Source organism: Parasutterella secunda (genome assembly GCF_024733725.1).
In the GTDB taxonomy this organism is placed as follows: Bacteria; Pseudomonadota; Gammaproteobacteria; order Burkholderiales; family Burkholderiaceae_F; genus Aphodousia; species Aphodousia faecalis.
This window is the reverse complement of record NZ_JANRHP010000007.1, coordinates 1-25952: the sequence shown is the minus strand read 5'-3', so window position 1 is coordinate 25952 and position 25952 is coordinate 1. Positions and strand designations below refer to the sequence as shown.

21 protein-coding genes and 1 tRNA gene are annotated in these 25952 nt (G+C 48.7%); 7 read left to right on the top strand and 15 right to left on the bottom strand.

What is annotated here, in order from left to right; all coding sequences use genetic code 11:
• Positions 1-133: 133 nt before the first annotated feature.
• Positions 134-1066 (bottom strand): LysR family transcriptional regulator, encoded by a 933-nt coding sequence (locus NW199_RS07315; RefSeq protein ID WP_258334126.1) that lies wholly within the window; start codon positions 1064-1066, stop codon positions 134-136.
• Between the two features lie 123 nt (positions 1067-1189).
• Between NW199_RS07315 and NW199_RS07310 the strand changes: the two genes are divergently transcribed.
• Positions 1190-2059, top strand: coding sequence for an alpha/beta hydrolase (locus NW199_RS07310; RefSeq protein ID WP_258334125.1), 870 nt, complete (start codon positions 1190-1192; stop codon positions 2057-2059).
• 37 nt (positions 2060-2096) lie between these two features.
• Entirely contained in the window at positions 2097-2930 is an 834-nt protein-coding gene (locus NW199_RS07305; RefSeq protein ID WP_258334124.1) for an SGNH/GDSL hydrolase family protein, read from the top strand.
• A 65-nt stretch (positions 2931-2995) separates the two neighbouring features.
• Here NW199_RS07305 and NW199_RS07300 read toward each other — a convergent pair whose 3' ends face one another.
• Positions 2996-4405, bottom strand: a complete 1410-nt coding sequence (locus tag NW199_RS07300; RefSeq protein WP_258334123.1) for a dihydroorotase — start codon at positions 4403-4405, stop codon at positions 2996-2998.
• A 307-nt stretch (positions 4406-4712) separates the two neighbouring features.
• Between NW199_RS07300 and NW199_RS07295 the strand changes: the two genes are divergently transcribed.
• From NW199_RS07295 to NW199_RS07285, 3 genes are all read left to right on the top strand, one after another.
• Positions 4713-6359: a formate--tetrahydrofolate ligase gene (locus tag NW199_RS07295; protein WP_258334122.1), complete on the top strand. Its 1647-nt coding sequence runs from the start codon at positions 4713-4715 to the stop codon at positions 6357-6359.
• A 91-nt stretch (positions 6360-6450) separates the two neighbouring features.
• Complete coding sequence (locus NW199_RS07290; RefSeq protein ID WP_258334120.1) at positions 6451-7965, top strand: RluA family pseudouridine synthase; 1515 nt, start codon at positions 6451-6453, stop codon at positions 7963-7965.
• Between the two features lie 7 nt (positions 7966-7972).
• Positions 7973-8920, top strand: coding sequence for an AEC family transporter (locus NW199_RS07285; RefSeq protein WP_258334119.1), 948 nt, complete (start codon positions 7973-7975; stop codon positions 8918-8920).
• A 59-nt stretch (positions 8921-8979) separates the two neighbouring features.
• Here NW199_RS07285 and msbA read toward each other — a convergent pair whose 3' ends face one another.
• The 11 genes from msbA to NW199_RS07230 all read right to left on the bottom strand — a co-directional run bounded on the left by msbA (position 8980) and on the right by NW199_RS07230 (position 21638).
• Positions 8980-10767 carry a lipid A export permease/ATP-binding protein MsbA gene (msbA, locus tag NW199_RS07280; protein ID WP_258334118.1) on the bottom strand — a complete coding sequence of 596 codons (1788 nt, stop codon included), beginning with the start codon at positions 10765-10767 and terminating at the stop codon, positions 8980-8982.
• 31 nt (positions 10768-10798) lie between these two features.
• Complete coding sequence (gene rluB / locus NW199_RS08820) at positions 10799-11932, bottom strand: 23S rRNA pseudouridine(2605) synthase RluB (RefSeq protein ID WP_373691816.1); 1134 nt, start codon at positions 11930-11932, stop codon at positions 10799-10801.
• A complete protein-coding gene (gene scpB / locus NW199_RS07270) occupies positions 11904-12605 on the bottom strand; it encodes an SMC-Scp complex subunit ScpB (RefSeq protein ID WP_258334117.1) in 702 nt (233 codons plus the stop codon). Before scpB ends, rluB begins: the two co-directional genes overlap by 29 nt.
• Positions 12592-12987 carry a YchJ family protein gene (locus NW199_RS07265; protein WP_258334116.1) on the bottom strand — a complete coding sequence of 132 codons (396 nt, stop codon included), beginning with the start codon at positions 12985-12987 and terminating at the stop codon, positions 12592-12594. The genes scpB and NW199_RS07265 overlap by 14 nt, the downstream gene beginning before the upstream one ends.
• Before the next feature lie 9 nt (positions 12988-12996).
• Complete coding sequence (gene typA, locus NW199_RS07260; protein ID WP_258334115.1) at positions 12997-14853, bottom strand: translational GTPase TypA; 1857 nt, start codon at positions 14851-14853, stop codon at positions 12997-12999.
• Complete coding sequence (truB, locus tag NW199_RS07255) at positions 14843-15763, bottom strand: tRNA pseudouridine(55) synthase TruB (protein ID WP_258334114.1); 921 nt, start codon at positions 15761-15763, stop codon at positions 14843-14845. The genes typA and truB overlap by 11 nt, the downstream gene beginning before the upstream one ends.
• Complete coding sequence (rbfA, locus tag NW199_RS07250) at positions 15760-16122, bottom strand: 30S ribosome-binding factor RbfA (RefSeq protein WP_022473027.1); 363 nt, start codon at positions 16120-16122, stop codon at positions 15760-15762. Before rbfA ends, truB begins: the two co-directional genes overlap by 4 nt.
• 71 nt (positions 16123-16193) lie before the next feature.
• Positions 16194-19109, bottom strand: coding sequence for a translation initiation factor IF-2 (gene infB / locus NW199_RS07245; protein WP_258334113.1), 2916 nt, complete (start codon positions 19107-19109; stop codon positions 16194-16196).
• Positions 19110-19145: 36 nt separating this feature from the next.
• Entirely contained in the window at positions 19146-20633 is a 1488-nt protein-coding gene (gene nusA / locus NW199_RS07240; protein WP_258334112.1) for a transcription termination factor NusA, read from the bottom strand.
• Positions 20634-20635: 2 nt separating this feature from the next.
• Positions 20636-21208, bottom strand: coding sequence for a ribosome maturation factor RimP (rimP, locus tag NW199_RS07235; RefSeq protein WP_258334111.1), 573 nt, complete (start codon positions 21206-21208; stop codon positions 20636-20638).
• Between the two features lie 339 nt (positions 21209-21547).
• Positions 21548-21638 (bottom strand) — tRNA-Ser (locus NW199_RS07230).
• Between the two features lie 283 nt (positions 21639-21921).
• Here NW199_RS07230 and NW199_RS07225 point away from each other — a divergent pair.
• The gene (locus NW199_RS07225) at positions 21922-22470 is read left to right on the top strand and encodes a hypothetical protein (RefSeq protein WP_258334110.1); all 549 of its coding nucleotides are present in this window, start codon (positions 21922-21924) and stop codon (positions 22468-22470) included.
• 104 nt (positions 22471-22574) lie between these two features.
• Here the strand turns inward: NW199_RS07225 and serS are convergent, their stop codons facing one another.
• Together serS and NW199_RS07215 are read right to left on the bottom strand one after the other, a co-directional pair.
• The gene (serS, locus tag NW199_RS07220) at positions 22575-23894 is read right to left on the bottom strand and encodes a serine--tRNA ligase (protein ID WP_022472377.1); all 1320 of its coding nucleotides are present in this window, start codon (positions 23892-23894) and stop codon (positions 22575-22577) included.
• A 98-nt stretch (positions 23895-23992) separates the two neighbouring features.
• Entirely contained in the window at positions 23993-25306 is a 1314-nt protein-coding gene (locus NW199_RS07215) for a replication-associated recombination protein A (RefSeq protein ID WP_258334175.1), read from the bottom strand.
• Between the two features lie 158 nt (positions 25307-25464).
• Here NW199_RS07215 and NW199_RS07210 point away from each other — a divergent pair, with 158 nt between their 5' ends.
• Positions 25465-25908 (top strand): GNAT family N-acetyltransferase, encoded by a 444-nt coding sequence (locus NW199_RS07210; RefSeq protein WP_258334109.1) that lies wholly within the window; start codon positions 25465-25467, stop codon positions 25906-25908.
• Positions 25909-25952 lie beyond the last annotated feature (44 nt).

Sequence of the window (25952 nt, the reverse complement as noted above, 5' to 3'; positions counted from 1 at the left end):
ATTTATAACAATAACGCGCCTGTAATGCCGTGGGAAGCTCTGTATTGCGTGGAAATGCTTAGATTATTTGAAATCCAATTGAATATTTTTAGATACCCTCAGAGCTTTTGCTTAAGCAAAACCGCCCTGACCATTACCTTTTTTGATTCTTCAAGCTATCCCGGACCATGTTGCAAAAGATCTTACTTGCATGACTCTGGTAGACGTGATCATTCCATGCAATGACGACTGTTTGAATCGGTAAAACTCCTTCCATACTCAAGAATCTGCATCTATTTCTTGCCTCATAGGGCCCAACCAATGTTTCTTGACAAACGGCCGTGCAAATCCCAGAAGCTACGAATTCCAACCGAGTTCCCAATTGTCTGACATCCATGTTCAGTTCGCGGAAATTTCGCCCAACTACTTTAGATAAAAGAGCGGTTCTCTCATGGTGTAAAACGGTCTGTAAAAGCGGTAATTTTGATAGCTTGTCAAAATTCGCGTCCTGAAAACGCGGATAACATCCTTCAGAGTTATATCGTTCACCGACATCGGCGAAGTATTGTGTATCGGGTACAGCAAAAAGATAACGTTCTTTAAACAACGGATAGGCATTTAATCCTTTTTTCAACAAGTATTGAAAAAGTACCCCGACTTCTGCCATACCTGATAGCAGGAGATTGGAAATTTCTTCAAGGTGATGCTCAAGAGTCAGCTCAATGTAAACACCAGGGTATTGCTTGGCAAACGCACTGACTCCGGGAATAAGAATAGCATTTGTTCGCTCGCCATTGCTTGCAATACGTAACTTCCCGATCCTCAGATTGGCATGATCGGAACAGAATTGCTCCGTTTCCTGCTCAATGTTTCGAATTCGTCGACGACTGTCCAAGTAATACTGTCCCAATTCCGTCAATCTGAAGGGCTTATGATGCCGATCGACAATAAGTCCTCTGCATTCTTTCTCAAGACGCTGAACAACTTGAGATAAATATGGCTGAGTAACGCCAAGACTAGCCGCGGCTTTTCGAAAATTTCCTTCGTTTTCAATGGCAGACAATATTTCTAAAACATTAACCGACATCTCGAACCTCTAATTAGTAAAAACTTATCAAATAGAAGTAATTCAATATTAGATTGTAATTTTAATTGCTAATAAACTGATCAAAAAATCTTCATCCCAACAATGTCTCGATAGGAGATAAAAATGAAACTTAAGACTTTTGCTCTCGCTCTTACTCTAGCCATGGGTGCAGGATTAACTGTTTCTACGCAGGCTGCAGAAATTATCGAATTGTGGCCCAATGGAGCCCCTAACAAAAGTACTATTACGGAAGCAGAAAAAACGGATGCTAAAGGAAATATTTTTAATGTAACGAAAGCCAGACTAGAAGTCTCCGTACCGCAAAAACCGAATGGCAAAGCGGTTATTTTGATGCCGGGTGGCGGATACAGTAATTTGTCAATGGCAACCATTGAGGAAAGTTTTGTTCCCCTCTTTCAATCGGAAGGCTTTACCACGTTTGTTTTGAAATACCGCCTTCCGAAAGGCAATCCTATAGTTCCCCTTTCTGACGCTAATAAAGCGGTTGCTACAGTCCGCAGTCTTTTTGACAAATACAAACTTCACACTGTCGGCGTAATGGGAGCTAGTGCCGGTGGTCACTTGGCCGCCATGTCCAGTGTTTCTTGCAAAGACAATACTTGCCCTGATTTTTCAGTTCTCATCTACCCCAATATTTCAATGATGCAGGAAGAAACTCAACCTAAGAGCTCCTGCCGAAATAACCTGATCGGCCCGGATCGTTCTGTTCAATATGACACCACTTACTCTGCTTATAAGCATGTCGGTCTGTCGACTCCTCCGGCTTTCCTTGCCGTTTCAGCGCAAGACGAATTTGCCGGCAGTCTCGGATCTATGCTTTATGCGCGCGCCATGGTTGAGAATGCTCGTCCAGTTTCCTTACATGTCTATCCGACCGGCAACCACGGATGGCGAGCTGAAAAAAGCGAATCTTTCCCTGATGGAGATCACTTCAGAGAAGATCTCAAAATGTGGTTAAAGACAATCAAATAATGCTCTCACTCAATAATGACTCAATGAGGTCATCACTATGAAAAAAATTGCAGTTTTAACGTCTGCTCTTATATCCGCTTGCTTAGCTACAAGTGTTTGCGCAGCTGAAAACTATTCCGTTAACCCTCTTGTTAAAGGATTGGAAAAATCCCCTGAACGAGTCCTCCTCGTGGGGAATTCGTTCATGTACTACAACTGTGGTGTGACAGGCTATATCAGTGGTTTAGCCAAAGATAAAAATAAGAAGCTCACATTAACGATGGCAACAATCGGTGGAGCCGGGCTTGACTGGCATGATGTTAAAAGTTACCTGCGTCCCAATGGTCTTCGCAGTTATTCAACAACCGATGACGGCAGCAATAAACTGATTTTCCACAAATACCCCGGAGGAAAGGTGTTTGAAGCCGTTATCCTTCAAGATAATAGCCAAGGTCCCGTTCACCCGGAACTTAAAAAATTCTTTGAAAAGTATGGAGCCATCCATAGTAAAGATATCCGCGCTACCGGGGCTGAGCCTATTTTCTTGATGACATGGGCTTATGCGGACAAACCGGAAATGACCAAACAACTCGCTGATGCAACCATCCGTGTTGCCAACGAAAATAAAGCACTGGTTATTCCTGTTGGTCTTGCGTTTGCTCAAGCTTTAAAGGAACGCCCCGACTTGAAGCTGACAGTTGAAGACAATCGACATCCAACGGCAGCTGGCTCTTACCTAGAAGGAGCAGTCATTTTTGCAGCTTTAACACGTACTTCTCCGCAAGGCGCACCATTCCTAGGAGGCTGTGAAAAGTCTTTAGCTAAAAAGGATGCTCAATTCCTGCAAACGATTGCTTGGAAGACAGTTAAAGAATTTTATGAATGGAAATAGTGCGCTCTGATTCAGAACGCCCATCATCTGAAAGCCGGACTAAATCCGGCTTTCAGTTTCAGTGATTAAACAATAAAGCGGTCAGCAACCGGTTTGCCGGGATCGACCACCAACGTATCAATCCCCAGATCCTTCACGTACTTTTCGCCATATTGTGTGCAAATCACGGTACCGTTTGAGCCATAGACATGGCCATTCTTAAAGACGGTCTTGCCTTTGACAAAGGTCGCTACCGGTTTTTGTGTGGCGTAGTTGTAAATCGTGATATCGGCATCTGCACCGACACTCAAATGGCCCTTATTGTCCAAACGCAACATGCGAGCGGGGTTCAAAGAGGTCTTGGCAGCAAATTCCGGCAAGGTCAGGATACCCAACTTCACCAACGACAAACCTTGTTCCAAAATCACATTGCGCGGGATGCAGCCGCCGTCCGTAGAGATACCGTCAACAACAAAGCTGCCGTCCGGACGTTTAGCTTCTGCAAGCCACACACGAGGCAGCGGCGGGTTCACATTAAATGAACCGCCCACATCGGTGTTGTGTTCTTTCCAAAGCTTGAGACCTTCTTCACCGGTTACTAAATCCGAGTAGCCGCCCGCATCGTAGACCGCCCAAACTTTATTGGCCTTAAAGGCGGCTTCAATCCCTTCACGGTCATCACTAAAGCCAAAGCGCTTCAGGCAGTTACCCGTCACTTTGGATTGCACCTTACCGTTTTCAAAACAAGTCAGGCGCGTACCGTTTCTGGGAGAAATGTAGCTTTCACAGTGAATGTGGTCATTGGCTAAGAGCAAATCAATGGCTTCTTTGGTTTCTTCCAATTCAGGGCGAATTGCACCACGGCAGTAAGCATTGATGTGAGCCAAGTGCAAGAAGTTGCCCTGACTTAATTCAACCGCTTCACGCATACCTTCGATGTTGGAACCATGTTCACTGGTGCCGGCGTGCCAGGCGATATAAGCACCATGCTCCAAGGCTGTCTTGATCAGCAAAGAAGACACTGCGGGCTTTAACGGATAGTGTCCGCCCAAAAGCTTCACACCCAATGCCCCTTCCTTCATGGAAGCATCAATCAACGCATCCATTTCAGCCTTGCTGGGTTCATTGGTCTTGAAGGTAAAGGGAGGAGAAGCAAACTGTAAAATAGCGCAGTTAATACCGGCACCGTAGGTCGGAATGTTCTTTAAGACGTTATCCAAAGGACCTGCCATATCCAAGCAAGTAGTCACGCCGGCCATGGCGAGCATCTTGAAACCAAACGGAGAACCCCACATTTCGCCAAGGTGTACGTGGCTATCGACAATACCGGGCTGCAGCACCATACCCGTATAGTCTTCCACCACTCGGGCACAGCCACCGGGCAAGTCGACACCGACTTCAGCAATCTGGCCGTTTTCAATGGCCACATCCCGCACACCCTCAATACGGTTGAGCGGATCAACGACCGTCGCGCCCTTTAGTAAAAGATCCCACATAAGAATTCTCCTTTCAAAATGGATTCTTCGGCAAATATCTGCCGTGTTTCAGTAAGTTTATTCTTTTTCTCGACTTCTCTTTGTGGGCAAAATCAAGGGATGAGAAAAAATTGTCTTTTTATTGAGAAAAAATATCTCTTTTTTCGTTGCCATACTGTTTTTTTCAGGCATACTTTTCGCATTGATTACCAAACATCTTGCGCCACTTCAGAAACACGTATCGGTGTTGGCGATGCATCGGCTGAATAACTTTATTTCAGTCGAACGGAAGGTTTTGTTTTTGCTTTTTTCTTTTTGGAGTTTTGTTATGAAGTCTGATATCGAAATCGCCCAAGAGGCGAAATTGATCCGTATTGACGAATTGGCGCACAGTGCCGGTTTAAGCGACGATGAGTTTGAACCCTATGGCCGCGACAAAGCCAAAGTGTCCTTTCACAAAGACCGCAAGCCTCACGGCAAATTAATTCTCGTGACCGCGACTTCCGGCATGCCTGCCGGCTCCGGCAAAACCACCACGTCCATCGCCCTCACTCAAGGTCTCAAACGCCTGGGCGAAAAAGCCGTGGTAGCTCTGCGTGAACCGTCCCTTGGACCTTGCTTTGGCATGAAGGGAGGCGCCGCAGGCGGCGGTTACTCTCAAGTGCTTCCGATGGAGTCAATCAACCTGCACTTTACCGGTGACTTCCACGCGATCACGGCCGCCAACAACCTGCTTGCTGCCATGATTGACAACGCCCGCCATCAAGGTCAAGTCGATCTTAAGACCGTAATTTGGCGTCGCGTATTGGATGTCAATGACCGTATGCTGCGTAACATTGTCACAGGCTTAGGCGGTCCGGCTAACGGCATTCCGACCGAGACCGGTTTTGATATCACGGTTGCCAGTGAGTTAATGGCTGTGCTGTGTCTGGCCAACGATCTTGATGATCTGCGTGCCCGAATTGACCGTTTGGTTGTCGGTATTAAGCGCGACGGTTCGGCCTACACCTGCAAAGACTTGGGTGCAACCGGCGCTTTGATGGCTCTGCTTTTGGAAGCCATGAAGCCTAATCTCGTACAGACGCTTGAAGGCAATCTCGCCTTTGTTCACGGCGGCCCCTTTGCCAATATCGCCCATGGATGCAACTCTGTCGTAGCCACTAAGGCCGCGATGACACTGGGCGACTGGGCGGTCACGGAAGCCGGTTTCGGCAGTGACTTGGGCGCTGAAAAATTCATGAACATCAAATGCCGCGCCGCCGGTCTCACGCCTTCGGCAATCGTGCTTGTTACTTCCACTAAAGCACTGAAGTGGCACGGAATGGTCCCGCTTCCCGAAATTGGCAAACCCAATGTTGAAGCCTTAAAGAAAGGCTTGTGCAATTTGGATGCCCACATCGACAATCTCAAACACTTCGGACCTGAAATTGTCGTCAGTCTCAATCACTTCGCAACGGATACGGATGAAGAAATTGAAGTCATTCGCGCCCGCTGCGCAGAAAAAGGCGTTCGTTTTGCTGTCTGCGATGGCTTCATCAAGGGCGGAGAAGGCGCTATTGAGTTGGCCAAAGCTGTCATGGATGCTGCAAACGGTGAAACCAAGCCCTTGCACTTTACGTACGAAGCCGATGATGACGTCGTCACAAAACTGCAAAAGCTTGCTGTTAATGTTTACGGAGCAAAAGATATCGAGTTGTCCGCTGCCGCCAAGAAAGATCTCAAGCAAATCCAGGAACTGGGCTTTGACCGCTTGCCGGTTTGCGTGGCCAAGACTCCCTATTCGCTGTCTCATGAACCGACTTGGCTGGGCGCTCCCAAGGGCTTTACTTTGCCGGTGCAACGCCTGATTTTAAATGCTGGCGCCGGCTTTGTCGTCGCTACAACGGGAGCCATCATGCGTATGCCCGGTTTACCCAAGCAACCGGCTGCTTTGCATATTGACGTGGTTAACGGCAAGATCGTCGGCCTCTCTTAAGCCATTATTTCAATCCTTAATTTTCGCAAAGCGCCTTCGGGCGCTTTGCTTTTTGCTAGACTTTCAATCAACGATTTTTTTTGATTGAAAAATGCTCAAACCTTTAGCGTCCGCCACTCCAGCAGTAACGGGTGGTGCGCTGACTTATCCTTATCACTATTGTGTTCATCCTTTAGTCAAGGAAGCTGCCCGTGCCGTCCGTCAACACCTCGATGAGAGTGCCCACGGTCAGGCGGGCCGTCTTGTCGCAATTTTAGTCTGCCGTCTTCCAGATCAATCGTTGGGATTTTTAACCGCCTGTGATCAGTTTGATTGTGCAGATCCTTATTTCGAGAAAACGTTCTGGCAGCAATTGCCGCCCGAGTCCATCAAACCGCTCAACACTGACCGCATTGACAAGGCTTTCGAAGAAAAAGTACGTGCGCAGGAAAAGTACATTTCCTTTAAAGAGGCTGCTCAAGCCCGTCGTGAACACCGTCAACAGCAACGAGCCAGCGGCGTCTTTAACCGCGAAGCGCTGATTGCGTCCAGTCAGTTTGATTCCGGTGAACTTGAGCGTTTAAAACTTAAATATATTTTGGCCTTGCAAGCTGAAGAAGCCGCACGGTCTGATTTCCAGCACCGCACTCATGTGGCGGTTGAAAATGAATGGAAACGTCGCTTAAGCAGCGTTCATGTACAAAATAAACCCGGGCATCAGACAACGCTTTTGGAACTTTTATCAACATACCTGAACCGTGAAGATCTGCTTCGAGCCATTTTGAGAACAGCTCTGCCGGCTCTTTTAAACGAAGCCTTCGCGCTCGGCGCAAGCCCCATTGCCATGGGACAATTCTGGTGGGGGCCGGTCGCCCCCTATGATGCTCGCGCTGAGGGTACCTTTTTTGCCTTTGCCAAAGAACGCCACGAAAAACTGCTCAATTACTTCCTGCAAGAACTTCGCTTGGAAGAAAATACACTGGCTGTTGATCAGTTTAAAAATTGGACACCGGACATTGTTTACGAAGACAATGACATCGTAGCCTTTAATAAACCGTCCGGCATGCTTTCTGTCCCCGGCAAACTCCCCGTGACGGATTTGTATTCTATTGCTCTATCACGCTACCCCGATGCCACAGGTCCGATGCTCTTACACAGACTCGATATGTCCACCTCCGGCATCGTGGTTTTTGCCAAAAATAAGCAGACACACCAAGCGCTCCAAAACGCTTTTGCCAGAGGCTCGGTGCGAAAGCGCTACATTGCCCTTTTGGAAAAAATGCCCCCAAACACAAGCGGAGAGATCAAACTGCCCTTGTGTCTCAATCCCTATGAGCGTCCTCGACAAATGGTTGAGTACACCTACGGCAAACCCGCTCTAACTGTTTACAAAGTCCTGGGCCAAATGCCAAACGGAGCAACGCGAGTTGCTTTCTACCCTCAAACCGGCCGCACTCATCAACTCAGACTACATGCCGCTCACGCTGAAGGGCTCAATAGCCCCATCATCGGCGATGAGCTTTACGGACACCCGGCCGATAGGCTCTATCTGCACGCTGAGGCCATTCGTTTTATTCATCCGTCAACCGGTCAACTTTTAACGATTGAGGCGCCTTGCCCCTTCTAGGGTCATCATGTTTGAACTTTTTCTCTATCACCTTCAACTTTGCCTGCCCCTGTTTCTTCTGGTGATTTTGGGCTGGGGGCTCATCGTTGGAAAACTCTTTGATCAAAGCGTCACACGTGTGCTCTCGGGCTTTACGTTCCGTTTTTTAATGCCCGCCCTTTTATTTTCACTAATGAGCAAGCTCTCGGAGATGCCACCTGTGGATTGGCGCGTTCTGATCGCTTTCTTTGGGTCCTGCGTCATTATTTATTGCCTGGGACGCACCGCTGGTCGCTTCTTCGGGTTAGACAACACCGGTAAAACCATTTTTGGTATGGCAGCGATCTTCGGCAACAACGTGCAATTGGGCGTGCCGATTCTCAAGGTCAGCCTTGGCGATGAAGCAATGCCGACCATCAGCTTACTCATTATTTTCAGTGTTCTTCTTTTATGGACCACCGCCATTGCCAGTGTTGAATTGGGGAAAGCCGAAGGAAAATTGGATTGGAAAAGAATCGGCCGTCCGATGCTAAAAGTATTTAAAAATCCTGTGGTATTAGCCATTATTGCGGGCAGTGCCTGGGGGTTGACGGGCTGGCAGTTGCCGGATTTTGTTGAACGTACCTTAGGGTATGTGTCATCTGCTACGACGCCGATTGCCCTTATTGTCGTCGGCATGGGATTGGCTCAACACCGCTTTACGTCCGCTCTGCCCCGTGGTTTGACCATCTCAACACTAAAAATCGTCATCCACCCCATCATCGTGTTTTGCCTAGCCAAATTAATCGGACTCGATGAGATTACAACCAACGCCTGTGTGTTGACGGCCTCCTTACCGGTTGCGATTAACGTCTACCTGATGGCAAGCGAATTCAGGAGTGAAGAGGGCTCTGCAAGCAACGCTATTTTTGTCTCCACGATGCTTTCAGCTCTCTTAATTCCGCTCACTCTTACGCTCTTAGGCGTGAGCCTTTAAAAGCAAAAACGGAGGACTTCAAAAATCTGAAGCCTCCGTTTTTAATCGGACTATTTAAATTAGACCATTTCGTGCGGATGCACCGGTCTGTCGGAAAATTGAATTTTGTAGAGGTTGGCGTACACGCCGTTTTTCTCAAGCAACTCCTTATGAGTGCCGATTTCCACAATCCGACCGTGCTTCATCACAACGATGCGATCAGCCCCCTCGATGGTGGAGAGGCGGTGAGCCACAACAAAGCTTGTGCGTCCCACCATCAATTCATCAAGCGAAGCCTGAATGTATTTTTCGCTTTCGGTATCAAGCGCGCTCGTTGCTTCATCCAAAAGGAGAATCGGCGCGTTCTTTAAGAGCGCACGAGCGATGGAAATGCGTTGACGCTGACCGCCCGAGAGTTTTGCGCCGCCTTCACCCACTCGCGTATTGAAGCCTTCCGGCAGCGATTCAATAAAGGGCAAAAGATACGCCGCTTCGGCCGCTTTACGAATATCTTCGTCCGTCACCTTATCACGAACACCGTAGGCAATATTGGCCGCAATCGTATCGTCAAAAAGCACGACATCTTGGCTCACAAGCGATATTTGAGCGCGCAGGCTCTTAAGCGTTAAATCTTTTTGGCTGATACCGTCAAAGAGGATATCACCTGAGGTCATTGTCCAAAAACGCGGAATCAGGTTAATGAGCGTTGTTTTCCCCGAGCCGGAAGACCCGACCAAGGCAATCATTTCACCGGGCTTCACATCCAACGTAAAGTCTTCCACTGCAGGGGTGTTTGAGCCTTCATACGTATGTGTAACGTGACGGAAACTGACCGCCCCGGATGCTCTTTCTATCGTGCGGGAACCTTTATCTTCTTCAGAGGGTTCATCGACCATCTTAAACACACTTTCAGCCGCCGCTGACATGCGCGCAACGGAACCATTAAGGCTGGAGAGGTGACGGATAGCCGGCATCATCAAAAGCATGGCCGACAGGTACGTCGTGAATTCACCCATTGAGAGCTGACCGTTTTGGGCTTGCGTCAAAGCAAAAACTACCACCACCGACACACCGATCATGGTGACAAGCTGAGTAAGCGGCGTTCCCAAAGACTTCACCGCTTGCATACGAACAGCATAAGATCTCAAGCGTTCATTAATCGCTGCAAAACGCTTTTTCTCGTAGACGTAGCCATCGTAAATTTTGACAACGCGCTGACCTTCATAGGCTTCTTGAATGGCCACGCTCATCTCACCTAAGGTGTTTTGAGAACCAAGCGTCAAACGCTTTACCGTCTTACTCACCCACTTGAGCACTAATGCCAAAAGCGGCGCCACAACGAGCGTCACCACGGTTAAAAGCCAATTGTGGTAGATCAAAATACAGGCCAAAGAAATAATTTGAAGCGAGTCACGCACCAATGTCGTCAAAATTTCAGCGGCCATCCCCAAAGCGCTTGAAGCTTCATTAACGAACTTGGAGACGACCTTACCGGACATATAGTGTTGGTAAGTTTGAGAAGACCATTGAATGAGTCGGCCAAACATGAGGCGGCGAATACGAACAAGAACCTGTTGGCTCACCCGCTGCAGCAGATAGTTGGATAAAAACTGTGTGCCGCCGTGCAGAATCGAAATACCGATCAAGCCGACCGGTGTCCACCAAACAATGGAGGGATTGTGTTCGTAAAAACCTAAATCGGTTAACTTACCCAATAAAAGCGCGATCAAGGAAGAGCTAGCTGCTCCCAAAATCATACAAGCGACAGCTAAAGCGATTTCCTTTTTGTACGCAGGCAAGTATCCTAGAAGGCGTCTGACGTACGGATCGTTGAAAATGGGTAACCGGTCAAGAATTTTTTTATTCATTGGCTTCAATCAAAAATATGTCGTCGTCATTTTAACGACTTGAGCGCTTAACCGCCCTATTCGTTTTGTTAACGTTTATGACACGCTTGGCATGACGCTTTTTGGACTCTGCCACTCCTTCATAGCCTTTGTCATAGACGTCTTTTTTAGCGGCAAACTTACGTCCCCCTTTATTGGCTCCGACACCGGCTTGGGCTTTTGAACGCGCACGAGTCTTACCAGCCCCATCCTTCGTGCTTCCCGAAACAACCCCCGCTCGGGTGCTGCCCGCTTTTAAGTCTTCAATCCAACCCTTGACCCATTCATCGCTCAAGCGCATCTTTGCTCCGCGCGGCAGATCCTTGGGCAGCAACACGGCACCGAAACGAACACGAATCAAACGCGAGACCGTCAATCCCACCGCATCAAAAATACGGCGCACTTCACGGTTGCGCCCCTCTGCGAGTGTCACCCGATACCAATGATTGGAAGAAACGCCGCCGATGTCTTCGATACGTGAAAAAGACGCCGGACCATCGTCGAGCTTAATACCCTTCAAAAGCTTATCTTTGTTTTCTTCGCTCAATTCACCCTGTACACGCACCGCGTACTCGCGCTCAATTCGATAGCGCGGGTGCATGAGCATATTGGCTAAGGCGCCACTCGTGGTAAATAGCAAAACCCCCTCGGTGTTAAAGTCAAGGCGGCCAACCGCAATCCAACGTTCACCATTGAGTTTCGGCAAACGATCAAACACACTGGGCCTGCCTTGGGGGTCATCGGCTGAAACAATTTCTCCGGCTGGCTTATGGTAGAGCAACACTTTCGGCACATCGTTGACGACCGCCGCACGTTTGACCAAGCGACCTCGCACCCGAATCATGTCATTGAGACGAACGCGGTCGCCCACCTTAGCCACATCGCCGTTAACCGTCACCACACCGGTCGCAATAAGTGCTTCCATTTCGCGGCGCGAACCCAAACCGGCATCAGCCAATACTTTCTGAAGTTTTTCTCCGGTTACATTCCCCTCTTGGGAGACTGTCGGCACAACCTTTTCCTCGGGCGCAACTTTTGGCGTTACGGCTCGCAGCCTTTTAGCCTGAGGCGCTCGAAAGGGTGTTCGTTTAGCCGGCGCTTTCTGAACCACCCCTTTTTTATTCGGACTGATTTTTTTCTTCATCATCACTATCTCCAAAATCCAAAGGTTGGATCAGACTTTCTAATCTTGCGTGTTCATCATCAATGGCCTTTAGCTCCTGCCGATCACTTAACCGGGAAGGCGGCTTACTCTGGGATTGCCCCTCAAACAATTCAAAGGCTTCAACCTGGGGTTCCTCATCGGGCCCGATACTGGGTAAATCCTGTAAAGAATTCAATCCCAAATCCACCAAAAATTGTCTTGTTGTCGCAAATAATTCCGGGTGACCGATTGTCTCCCGACGGCCGATGACTTCAATCCAATTGCGATCAAGTAAAGTTTTAATGGCATTAGGATTTACCGTCACACCGCGAATCTTTTCAATATCTCCGCGCGTTACGGGCTGACGATAAGCAATCACCGCCAATGTTTCCATCACAGTACGGCTGTATTTCGGCGCTTCTTCCGGATGGAGCTTTCGCAGTATCTCGCGCATCGCCGAAACTGACTGGAATCGCCAAAGACCTTCGGCGACTTCGCGCAATTCAAGCGCCCGCCCCTGCCAGTCATCCTGAAGCTCGGCGAGCATCTGCAAGACCTGCGCCTTTGTAAAACGCTTATCCAAACACTCCCTGAGCGTCGATACGGACAAAGGCACATCACTTGTTAAAAGCGCGCCTTCAAGAATCCATTTGGGATTTTCATTAAGCGTGCTCATCGGCTACATCTCCGTCCACATAAAACCACAGACCGTTTTCACGGACAAAACGGCTTTTTTCAATCTGCCGAAAGGCCCGACCATTAATCTTGCCACGTGCGATAAAAGAAACCGTTGCGCTATCGCCTTCAGACTCATAGGAAACAATTTCCAAACCAAGCCACTTAATCGGTTCGCTTAAATCCAAAACACTCGGTCGTGTGCTTTCATGCCAAGTCCTTAGCAGATAATCCGCATCCTTTTTAACAAAAGCACTGTAGCGGCTTTTCATCAGACTTAAGGCGTCTGGTGCGGGCTCTCTTTCATGAAAACGCCCGCAACAGTCCTTGTAGTCAAGAAGACTACCGCAAGGACACAATGCGGGCGCTTTCTTTTTCTTCATGCCGAAAAATTATGATGCGTTTTGCTCACGCTCGGCGCGGGCGTGACGGCGACGATCAATTTCGGTCAAATAACGCTTTCTCAAACGGATCGTGTGCGGGGTGATTTCCACCAATTCATCATCGTTGATGAATTCAACCGCGCTTTCAAGCGTCAACTGCACAGGCGGCACGAGACGAATGGCTTCATCGGTACCCGAGGCACGGATGTTGGTGAGCTGCTTGCCGCGAATCGGATTCACAACGATATCGTTGTCGCGAGAGTGAATACCGATAATCATGCCTTCGTAGAGCTTATCGCCCGGTTTGACAAACATACGGCCGCGATCTTGCAGCTTCCAAAGAGCGTAGGCAACGGCTTCACCGTTATCCTGGCTAATCAACACACCGTTGCGGCGTTCACCGACATCACCTTCTTTGATCGGACCGTAGTCATCAAAAACGTGACTCATAATGCCGGTACCGCGACACATGGTCATGAATTCACTTTGGAAACCGATCAAACCGCGGGCCGGAATACGGTATTCCAAACGCACGCGGCCCTTGCCGTCAGGCTGCATATCCTGCAAATCGCCCTTGCGGCGTCCCAATTCCTCCATCACAGCGCCTTGGTGATCTTCTTCAACATCAACCGTGAGCACTTCATACGGTTCCATCTTTTGACCGTCAATTTCCTTGAGCAACACACGGGGACGCGAAACGGCCAATTCGTAGCCTTCGCGGCGCATATTTTCAATCAAAATCGTCAGGTGCAATTCACCACGGCCACAGACTTCAAAGACGGTTTCATCGTCAGTGAGTTTCATACGCATGGCCACGTTGGACTTCAGTTCACGTTCAAGACGTTCACGAAGCTGACGGCTTGTCACGTACTTGCCTTCACGGCCTGCCAAGGGGCTCGTGTTTACTTGGAAATTCATGGAAAGCGTCGGTTCGTCCACTTTCAAAAGCGGCAGCGCTTCGGGGTGTTCCAAATCCGTAATGGTCGTACCGATAGACAATTCTTCAATGCCGTTTACAAGCACAATGTCACCGGCCTCGGCCGAATCCACAAGCTTGCGGTCCAAACCTTCAAACATGAGGATCTGATTGACTTTGACCTTCTTGGGTGTATCGTCCGGTCCGTTCATCACGCACACGTCTTCGCCGGCGTGGATGCGACCGCGGTGCACACGACCGATACCGATCTTACCGACGTAGCTCGAGTAATCGAGCGAGCAAATCTGCAACTGAAGCGGGCCATCCGGGTCATCATCACGAACCGGCACTTTTTCAATGACGGTGTCAAAAATGGCACGCATATTGCCCACTTTCTTGAGCTCTTCAATGTTGTCGCTATAGCCGGCAACGCCTTCCAAGGCCGAGCAGTAAATCACGGGGAAGTCGAGCTGTTCTTCAGTGGCACCCAACTTATCAAATAAGTCAAACGTTTGGTTCAAAACCCAATCCGGACGGGCACCCGGACGGTCAATCTTATTGATCACAACAATGGGCTTTAATCCCAAAGCCAAAGCTTTACGGGTCACAAAGCGCGTCTGCGGCATCGGACCTTCCACGGCGTCGACCAAAAGCAATACACCATCGACCATGGACAACACGCGTTCGACTTCACCGCCGAAGTCGGCGTGCCCCGGGGTATCAATGATGTTGATGTGGGTGCCTTCATATTCCACAGCGCAGTTTTTAGCCAAAATCGTAATACCGCGTTCACGTTCCAAATCACCACTGTCCATTACACGTTCTTGGACTTCTTGATTGGCACGGAAAGTGCCGGCGGCGCGCAAAAGCTTATCCACCAAGGTTGTCTTACCGTGGTCGACGTGCGCAATAATCGCGATATTGCGAATAGCACGAGTACTAGTCGTCATTTGTTGCCTCAATATCTTTCTTGTTGGCAATTAATCGTTCAGGTTCGAGCACACCGCGTTCGTTAACGCGGGCCGTTCCCACCATTTGTTCATCAGGTCCGTAGACCCTGACACGCGAGCAGCTCGGTAAACCAAGGGCCAATCGCTGGCCATGGCAAAAGCGCACGCGGTCGTTTTCGCTTAAATGCACCGCAGGAAGCGTCTGCATTAACGCATCAAGCGGTTTTAAAGTTGCCAGACGCTCCTCAACCGACATCGTCTCAAGCGCCTGTAAGGTAACAGCGTCTTCAAGCGAAAGCGCTCCTACCTTTGTTCTTCTTAAACTTGCCAAATGAGCACCGCACCCGAGTGCCTCACCAATATCTTCAGCGAGCACTCGAATATAGGTCCCCTTGGAACACGTCACTTCAACCGTTAAGAGTTCATCGGCAAATTCAAGGATCTCTAATTTTTCAATCCGCACCGAGCGGGCCTCACGCTCAATGCTTACACCTTCACGGGCCAAATCGTAGAGCGTTTTTCCGTCACGCTTTAAAGCTGAAAACATCGGAGGCACCTGCAAAATGTCGCCTCTAAAAGCGTCCAGTGCCTTTTCAATGTCAGCCCGATTGACACGGACCGGGCGGGTCTGCAAAAAGTCTCCCTCCAAGTCACCCGTTGTCGTCTTCTGACCGAGCTTAATGCCGGCAATATAGGTTTTATCGGCATGCAAAAGATCGGCAGAAAATTTAGTCGCTTCACCAAAGGTGAGCGCCAACAGGCCGCTTGCAAGCGGATCAAGTGTTCCCGTATGACCGGCTTTTTGCGCATTCAACAAACGTCTGGCTGTCTGCAGCGCCGCGTTTGATGTCATCTCATAGGGCTTATCAAGCAAAAGCACCCCATCTACAACTCGGCCTTTTCTTTTCATTCCTCGCCCTTGGTTTGCTTCATCGCCTCATCGATCAGGCGGTCCATTTCAAAACCCTTGGCCACACTGGTGTCATGTTCAAAGTGCAGCGTCGGCACCGTATGAATCGACAACAGTTTGAAAAGATGGTTACGAAGCATTCCGGCGGCCGCGTTTAAGCCTTGCTTGGCCTGTTCAGGCTCTGCTCCGATGACCGTGAAATAAACCTTCGCATGAGCATAATCAGGTGTAATTTCACAGCCCGTCAAAGTCACCAGACCCACTCGCGGATCCCGCACTTCCTGAGGAATCAAACGAGCCAGATCCTTTTGAATCTGATCGGCCACACGCAGGGCGCGTCCCGGTTTCGCAGCTCTCATGTCACAATCCTTTCTTAATACTTCAGGGCGGCCAGTAAAAGTTATCTTTCAAACAAGCCGCCCGTTTTCTATTAAAGCGTACGGGCCACTTCCGTGACTTCAAAGATTTCCAGCTGATCGCCTTCTTTGATGTCATCGTAGCCTTTGAGCGACAAACCGCATTCCAAACCGGCCTTCACTTCTCTGACATCGTCCTTGAAGTGGCGCAAGGAGTTTAATTCTCCTGTCCAAATCACGACATTGTCGCGAAGCAGTCGAGCCGAAGCCGTACGACGAACCACACCTTCCAAAACCTTACAGCCGGCAATCATGCCAACCTTAGGCACGCGGATACATTGACGAATTTCCACAAAGCCCAAAACGGTTTCGCGTTTTTCCGGTGCGAGCATACCGCTCATAGCAGCCTTCACATCATCCACGGCATCGTAAATGATGTTGTAGTAGCGGATATCCACACCGTTGGTCTCGGCGAGTTTACGAGCCGGCGCATCGGCACGCACGTTAAAGCCGATGATGACCGCTTTACTAGCCAGGGCCAAGTTGACGTCTGTTTCCGAAACGCCGCCCACGGCAGAGTGCACCACCTGAACGCGCACTTCATCGTTGGACAACTTCGTCAAGGCGTGAACAATAGCTTCGGTAGAACCCTGAACGTCTGCCTTCACAATCAAGGCGAGGGTCTTTACTTCGCCATTGGCCGCATCCGAGAAAATGTTTTCCAGTTTGGCGGCTTGCTGCTTGGCCAACTTCACATCACGGTACTTGCCTTGACGGAAAAGAGCGATTTCACGGGCTTTACGTTCATCGGGCAAAACCATGATTTCGTCGCCGGCCTGCGGCACACCCGACAGACCTTGAATCTCCACCGGAATGGAAGGACCGGCTTCACTGACGGCCTTACCGGTTTCATTAATCATGGCACGGACACGACCGAATTCAGCGCCGGCCAAAACAATGTCACCGCGGTGAAGGGTACCGGACTGCACAAGAATGGATGCCACCGGACCGCGACCCTTATCCAAACGGGATTCGATCACAAGCCCCTTCGCCATGCCTTCCTTCGGTGCTTTCAAATCAAGCATTTCGGCTTGAAGCAGCACGTTTTCCAGCAATTCATCTACGCCCTGACCGGTTTTGGCAGACACCGGAATAAACGGTACGTCACCGCCCCAGTCCTCAGGCATCACATCGTTTTGAACAAGTTCTTGTTTAACGCGTTCAGGATTGGCTTCCGGCTTATCGATCTTGTTAATCGCCACCACCATCGGAACGCCGGCGGCCTTGGAGTGCGCAATAGCTTCCTTCGTCTGAGGCATCACGCCGTCATCGGCTGCCACCACCAAAATCACAATATCGGTTGCCTGAGCACCGCGCGCACGCATAGCTGTAAAAGCTTCGTGCCCCGGGGTATCCAAGAACGTCACAATGCCACGCGGCGTCTTAACGTGGTAGGCACCGATATGCTGCGTAATGCCACCGGCTTCACCGGCCGCCACCTTGGCACGACGGATGTAGTCGAGCAAGCTTGTCTTACCGTGGTCAACGTGACCCATGATGGTCACGACCGGCGGACGCGGAAGAGCCTCAGCCGTATTTTCTTCCATCATGTCACCCAAAATCGCTTCCGGATCATCGGGCTTGGCAGCGATCGCATGATGTCCCATTTCTTCAACCACGATCATCGCGGTGTCTTGATCGAGCATTTGGTTAATCGTCACCATCTGCCCCATCTTCATGAGCGTCTTAATCACTTCGGTGGCTTTAACGGCCATCTTATGAGCAAGATCAGCCACGCTGATCGTTTCAGGCACGCTCACATCACGCACCACGGGTTCTGTGTTTTGAACCTGCTGTTGCTTGGGCTGTTCATGACGGCGGTTATTGCGGTTTTTACGAGAACCGCGCCATTGTTCATTGCCGTCATCATCCTCATCGATGACACGGGCATTGCCCTTGTTGCCGCCACGATGTTTAATGTTATCGTCCCATTTGCTCGCTGCACCATGGTTGGCACCGGCGTGCTTGCCGCCCTTTTTCTTGCCGCCTTGGTCTTCATCGCGATCACGGTCGTTGTTCTTGCCCTTTTTCTTATCCAGATTCTTTTTACCTTCGGCAGGCTTATCGCTCTTGGCCTTCATGACAGAGGGCTTGGGCTTACTCATCATTTCTCGAATCGCACGAGCTTCTTCTTCGGCCTTACGCTTGGCTTCCTGACGGCGCTTAATTTCTTCTTCAGATAAAGCGGCAGGCTGAGGCTTTTGTTCTACAGGACGTTGAACCGGCTTTTTCGCATTCTGCTGGAACTTAGCCTTTTCATTTTTGCGAGCATCATTGGGCTTGACGGCGGGTTTAGCCTGTTTTTGTTCATGACGCACTTGCGGCTGCTGAACCTCTTTCTTAACTTCAGGCTTTGCAACCACTTCCGCCTTAGGCGCAGACGGTTTCTTATCGGCAGCAGGAGCAGCCTTCGGCTGTTGAGCTGCGCGAGCGGCTGCGGCCTCTGCTTCAGCCTGAGCCTTAGCGCGGGCTTGTTCTTGAGCGGCTTTTTCCTGAGCCAATTTTTCTTCTTGCTGACGCTGAGCTTCAAGCTCTTTTTGACGTTTTTCTTCTTCAGCCTTTTGTTGCTGCATCTTTGCCTTGGCTTCTTCTAAAGCGCGGGCGCGTTCCGCAGCCATAGCCTGCTCACGAGCGTTTGTCGCTGTCGCTGAGTTTTTCACGAGAACGCGTTTTCTGCGCACTTCCACCTTCACCGTATGTTGACCATCGGCCTGCTTAACCGTTGTGGTCTCTTTACGGGTTAAAGTGATTTTGCGGGCTTTAGCCTGACGATCCTGACGCAAAAAGTCCACCAACTGACGTTGATCGGCAGCGGTCACTGCGTCCGTTTCACTGTGCTTGTCAATGCCGGCACTTTTGAGCTGACGAAGCAATTCTTCGGCAGTCACTTTCATTTCTTTGGCCAACTCTAAAACGGTCGAACTTGCCATATTCTCTCCTTTCGTACTTTTAACTCAAAGCACGCTTTAGTTGTTGAACCAATGGGCGCGAGCAGCCAAAATCAACTTCGAGGCACGCTCTTGATCGATTCCGCTCATTTCCACCAGTTCGTCTACGGCTAATTCGGCCAGCTCATCACGCGTCTTCACACCGTGGGCAACCAGCACGTTAACCAAATCATTATCCATACCTTCAAGTGAAACCATTTCGGGTTCAGCCTGACGCAGGTTTTCTTCACGTTCCAAATCTTGCATGAGGCACTTATTGCGGGCGCGTTCACGCAACACCTTGACCGTGTCTTCATCAAACGCTTCAATTTCAAGCAATTCCGATTCAGGCACATAGGCCACTTCTTCGATAGAAGAGAAGCCGTTTTCAATCAAGATATCAGCAACATCTTCACCCACATCGAGCTTTTCAACGAATTCAGCACGAATCTTGCTTGTTTCTTCGTCACGCTTGGCGTTGGCTTCTTCATCGGTCATGATGTCAATCTTCCAGCCGGTCAATTCAGAGGCCAAGCGGACATTTTGGCCGGCACGACCGATAGCAATGGCAAGATTTTCTTCATCCACCACCACTTCCATCGTGTGCGTGTCTTCGAGCATCACCACGCCGGAGACCTTAGCCGGTTCCAAAGCGCTCACAACAAACTGAGCCGGTTCATCATCCCAAACAACGATGTCAACACGTTCACCGCCCAATTCGTTGGAAACGGCATTCACGCGCGTACCGCGCACACCGATGCAGGTGCCAACCGGATCCAAGCGAGCGTCTTTGGCTTGAACAGCGATCTTCGCACGGCTACCGGGATCACGGGCTGCACTCTTGATTTCCAAAAGACCTTCTTCAATTTCAGGCACCTGCAAAGCAAAGAGTTCTTTGATGAAATCTGGGCTAGTGCGAGACAAGAAAATTTGTTGTCCCTTGCAGGAACGATCAATTCGAGCGACATAAGCACGCACGCGGTCACCCGGACGGAACGATTCCTTGGGCAACATTTCAGAACGGGGCAAACGGGCCTCAACTTTGCCGATTTCGACAATCGCATCGCCCTTGTCCATGCGCTTGACTAAACCGGAAACAACTTTTTCATCGCGAGCCAAAAATTCCACCAACATTTGTTCACGTTCGGCATCGCGCAAACGTTGCAAAATCACTTGCTTTGCATCTTGAGCGAAACGGCGACCGGAACTATTGATGTTTCGCACTTCCTGACGGATATAGTCACCAACGTTAAGATCAGGATATTCGTCATGAATGTCGGAATACATTTCCTGACGATCCGGTTCCTGTAAGCCTTGATCGTCAGCCACAATGAGCCAACGACGCCAAGCTTGGTAATCACCCGTGTCACGATCAACATGTACTTCAATATCTGCATCTTCACCGGCAAAATTTGCCTTTTTTACAGCAGAGGCAAGTGCCGTTTCAAGCACACCGAAGACGACCTCACGGGGCACGCTTTTTTCCTGTGCCAATACTTCAACCATTTCAAGCATTTCGCGGTTCATTTTTACTTTCCTTTGAAATTTAATTCTGCGATCAAATGGGCACGATCGACCTGATCGATCGTAAAACTAACGGCAACGGGTTCAATGGCAACGGTCTTCTTACCGCGCTTTTGTGCAATCCGCTCCCGAGCGGCCTGCGCCGGAGTCTTTGCCGGCTTTTCATCCGTAAACAAAAAATCAATCGTCGTTTGCGAGTCTTGCGTGCGAACAGCCTGAATTCGACCGTCTAATTTACGACGACCGGCTTCAGGAAAACCTTCGGCCATCAGCGGGGCAAATAATTCCACGTGCACCAATTTGCCGATGTAACGTTCCCAATCCCGAACACGCTTTAAAGGCCGTTCCACACCGGGAGAGGATACTTCAAGGCGTTCGTAGTCAACATTTTCAACCGTGAACAAATACGTCAACTGGTTGCTCACCTGCTCGCAATCGTCCACCCCCACTCCTTCGGGGCTATCCATCGTGACGCGAAGCAATCCGCGGGGTAAATGCTCGAGATCAACAAACTCAAATCCCATCCCTTCAACGGTTTGCTCAACCAACGTCAACAAATCTGTCGATGTTTCTGTCATTATTATTGTGGCTCCTAGCGGAGAATTCTCAAAAAAAGATGGGCTCTAAGGCCCATCCATCCCCTTAGCGCCAGAGAAAACCAACACCAAGGTTTTGCGCAAAGAAGCATTACTCTCATAAACGCAACTTGCACACGACGACCGATAAATAATAAAGGCACTTTGAAAAGTGCCTTTATTGTTTTTATCTTCGCGAGTGATTATACAGACTGATTATAAAAAATCAATCACTTAGCTTATCTTTTTCAAAGAATTCTCAAAACATCGCCAAACGGTATCATCATCAAGAATTATCGAATGCAAAAATATCCTTAACGTTATATTTTAAGGCAAAAAAAATGGCGGAGAGAGAGGGATTCGAACCCTCGATACGAACGAGCCGTATACCGGATTTCGAGTCCGGCGCATTCGACCACTCTGCCATCTCTCCGCACAGTGAGCTTGCGATTTTATCAGAATGAACTCTATTTTGCTTTTTGACTTTGCGTTTTTCGGTGGATAAGTCAAAAATGACATTGATTGCTCTACTAAATCATTTGTTGTAACAACGCAACATCTAGCGATCAAAAACACATTATTCCAAGGGTTAATACTAAAAGTTGAGAAATTCTTTTGAGGTTACTCAAATTTTCTTTTACTTTTGCAATAACATTATGAGTAAAGGGCTATCCTGAACCTATCTGAACACTAATTTCTGTAGGAGTTATATCAAAATGGATCTTAAAGAAATTCTCGAACGCAATAAAAAAGCACATCATCGCCTCGGCATGATCACCAAGGAACTTCACGACACCTTGGCTGACGGTCACCACAACAGCCTTCGTGCTTCCCAAGTCATGGAAATGATGAATGCCTCTTTCGAAATGTTGAAAGAGTCTGATGTGTTGCACTCCTATATGGATGAAGAATTAGCTCCCGAAGCCAAAGAAGCTCCGGCTAAGGAGGCTCCGGCCAAAAAGGCTGCCACGAAGAAAGTAGCTGCTAAGGCCCCGGCTAAGAAAGCTGCGGCTAAGCCCGCCGCTAAAAAGGCTGCCGCCAAACCGGCCGCTAAGAAGGCTGAAGTGAAGGCCCCTGCCAAGAAAGCTGCTGCTAAGAAAGAAGCTGCCAAGCCCTCCGCCAAAAAGGCTGCTGCCAAACCGGCTGCTAAGAAGGCTGAAGTGAAGGCTCCGGCCAAGAAGGCTGCCGCTAAACCCGCCGCCAAGAAGACAGCTGCTAAGCCGGCTGCTAAGAAGACGACGGCTAAGAAAGCTGCAAAGAAATAATTTCCCTTAGGAAAATCTAATGGGGAGGTTTGCAAACCTCCCCAAATCATAAGCGGGAACCCATTTTTGAGTTCCCGCTCTTTTATTTACAATCGTGACGTGAATTACGCTTTGAAATCACCGAGCGGTTGATTTTCAGGACGCAACACTTCAACGCCGCCCATGTACGGACGCAACACTTCCGGCACCGTTACGCTGCCGTCAGCATTTTGATAGTTTTCCAACACTGCAACTAACGTGCGGCCAACAGCCAAACCGGAGCCGTTCAAGGTATGCACATATTGAATCTTGCCATCTTTACCCTTAACACGAGCGCCCATGCGACGAGCTTGGAAGGCTTCGCAGTTGGAGCAAGAGGAAATTTCACGATAGGTATTTTGAGCCGGCAACCAGACTTCCAAGTCAAAGGTCTTGGCAGCACCAAAGCCCATGTCACCCGTGCAAAGCGTAATCACACGGTAGGGTAAGCCCAAACGTTGAAGAATCGTTTCAGCGTTGTGCACCATTTCGTCCAAGTGCTTGTAGCTATCTTCAGGGTTGACAATGCGCACCATTTCAACCTTGTCAAATTGATGCTGACGGATCATGCCGCGTGTATCACGACCATAAGAACCGGCTTCAGAACGGAAGCAAGGCGTATGAGCTGTGATCTTAATCGGCAATTGATCAGCGCGAAGCAACTTGCCGCTGACCATATTGGTCAGAGAGACTTCAGCCGTCGGAATCAGGTACATGCGTTCGCCTTCACCTTCCTGACCACCCTTCTTAGCAGCAAAAAGGTCTTCTTCAAACTTCGGCAATTGACCCGTACCACGCATCGTTTCTGCGCTCACAACATAAGGCGTGTAGCATTCAACGTAACCGTGTTCACGCGTATGCGTATCCAACATGAATTGGGCTAAAGCACGATGCAAGCGTGCGACCTGACCGCGCATGAAACAGAAACGGGCACCGGATTCTTTCGCAGCCGTTTCAAAGTCCATACCAAGCGGAACACCAACGTCAACATGATCCTTGATCGGGAAATCAAACGTGCGAGGTGTACCCCAGCGGCGAACTTCGGGATTGTCGCGTTCGTCACGGCCGACGGGCACGGATTCATGGGGTAAATTCGGAACACTCATTAAAAGTTCGTTCAAATCCGTTCTGATTTGAGACAAACGTTCTTCCAATTGAGAAAGCTTTTCAGGAATAGCGGCAGCTTCAGCCATTAAATCAGCGGCATCGCCGCCGGCCTTGCGAGCTGCACCGATCTGCTTGGACAAGCTATTACGCAAAGCCTGAAGTTCTTCAGTCTGCTTTTGGACAGCTTTGCGGTCATTTTCCAATGCATTGAATTCTTTGACCGGGAATTCAAACGGACGGGTTGCTAAGCGAGCAACCACATCGTCGAGTTGCTTACGCAATAAATTGATATCAAGCATTATTAATTCCTAATGAACAGAGCAAGCTCTGAAAAAAACACATCCAATAATTTTCACCCGTTTGGGTTACGATTGCAAGAGGTATATGACTTAGATTGTTATTTTTCTTTTTTAGTTCTGATTCGTCCTTCTCCTTTTGCCCAAGCCTGACGATTCAAAGCTTTTAATCTTTCCAACTTTTCAGCAATTTTGATTTCCAGTCCTCGTGGTCTCGGGTAGTACCACTTCATATTTTCCAAGCCTTCGGGCAAATAAATTTCCCCGGCAGCAAACGCATCCGGCTCGTCATGAGCATAACGATAACCGTGAGAGTAGCCCAATTCGCTCATTAATTTAGTGGGCGCATTACGTAAATAAAGAGGAACCGGTCGAGTGGCATCTTTTTTCACAAAACTCTTTACTGCGTTATAGGCCACTTCAATTGAATTGCTCTTAGGAGCTATCGCACAATAAACCACAGCGTTGGCAATCGCCAATTCCCCTTCCGGGCTTCCTAAACGTTCATAAGCTTGGGCAGCATTTAAGGCAATTTCTAAAGCTCTAGGATCAGCCAATCCGATATCTTCCGTTGCCATACGGATAACTCGGCGGCAAATATAAAGGGGATCACAACCGCCGACAATCATTCGTGTCATCCAATATAAGGCGGCATCCGGATCACTACCGCGAACTGACTTATGCAAAGCAGATATCAGATCGTAAAAATTTTCTCCCCCTTTATCAAAACGCCTGAGTGTTGCAGGCAGGCTCTGTCTTAATAATTCAGCACCAACTTTATGAATACCTTTATCTGTCGCAAGATGGCAAGCTAATTCAACTGCATTAAGAAAACGTCTCGCATCACCATCGGCTAAGTTAAATAAGATTTCCTTTGCCTCGTCTAAAAAAATTAATCCGGGCGCTTCTGCTGCTATCGCACGGGGTAAGAGTTTTTCAAAATCTGCTTTTTTTAAACTTTCCAGAACATAGGTTGCAGAACGCGACAGTAGAGCACTATTGACTTCGAAACTGGGATTTTCTGTCGTAGCTCCAATGAAAACAAATAACCCACTTTCGACATGAGGCAAAAAAGCATCTTGCTGAGACTTAGAAAAACGATGAACTTCATCAACAAACACTAATGTCGGCTCACCTGTTTGATCCATATGATGTTGAGCCTTATCAACGGCTTCCCGAATCTCTTTTACTCCGCTCAAAACCGCCGAAATAGCAATAAAGGGTAAATTAAAGGCTTTGGCCATCAAGCGGGCCAATGTTGTCTTGCCGACACCAGGGGGACCCCAGAGGATCATAGAGTGGGGGCGTCCTTCCTCAAAAGCAACTCGCAAAGGCTTACCCGGTCCCAATAGATGTTCTTGACCGACAACCTCATCCAGTGTCTTGGGTCGTAATCTCTCCGCTAAGGGCTGCATATGCAAATTAATTGAGTGGCGATCACGAGATCGGCCTGATTTAAGGGGCTCATCAGGGATAAGGTCAGCAAATAAATCTTCTTTCATAAATAGGCAATAAATACGGTATATTGATACGAGGCATTATAGATAGTCCCACCGGTTAAGCTTATCTGAAAATGTATTTAAGACGCTACAAAAATGAAGATCTCCCTGAACTGATCACTCTTTTTAAAGAAACGGTTCGCTCAGTCAACGCAAAAGATTATTCTCTCGAAGAGATTAAAGCCTGGACGTACTCAAGGACGGACTTTTCTGAGTGGGATCAGTCTTTATCTGAACATTACAGTTTTGTCGCTGAAGAAAATGGAGTCATCGTTGGATTCGGTGATATCACACTAGAAGGATACCTTGACAGACTGTTTGTACATAAAGACTTTCAAAATAAAGGTGTGGGAACTGCTCTTTGCAATCTGCTGGAAAAACAAGTTAATGGCCCTATTCTGACTCATGCTTCTATTACAGCAAAAAACTTTTTTGAAAAACGCGGCTACAGAATAATTAAAGAACAAAAAGTTGTACGTAACGGAGTCTATTTAAAAAACTATGTGATGCAAAAGTAGATAAACAAAAAGCCTCGGAATCAAACGATTCGAGGCTTTTTCTG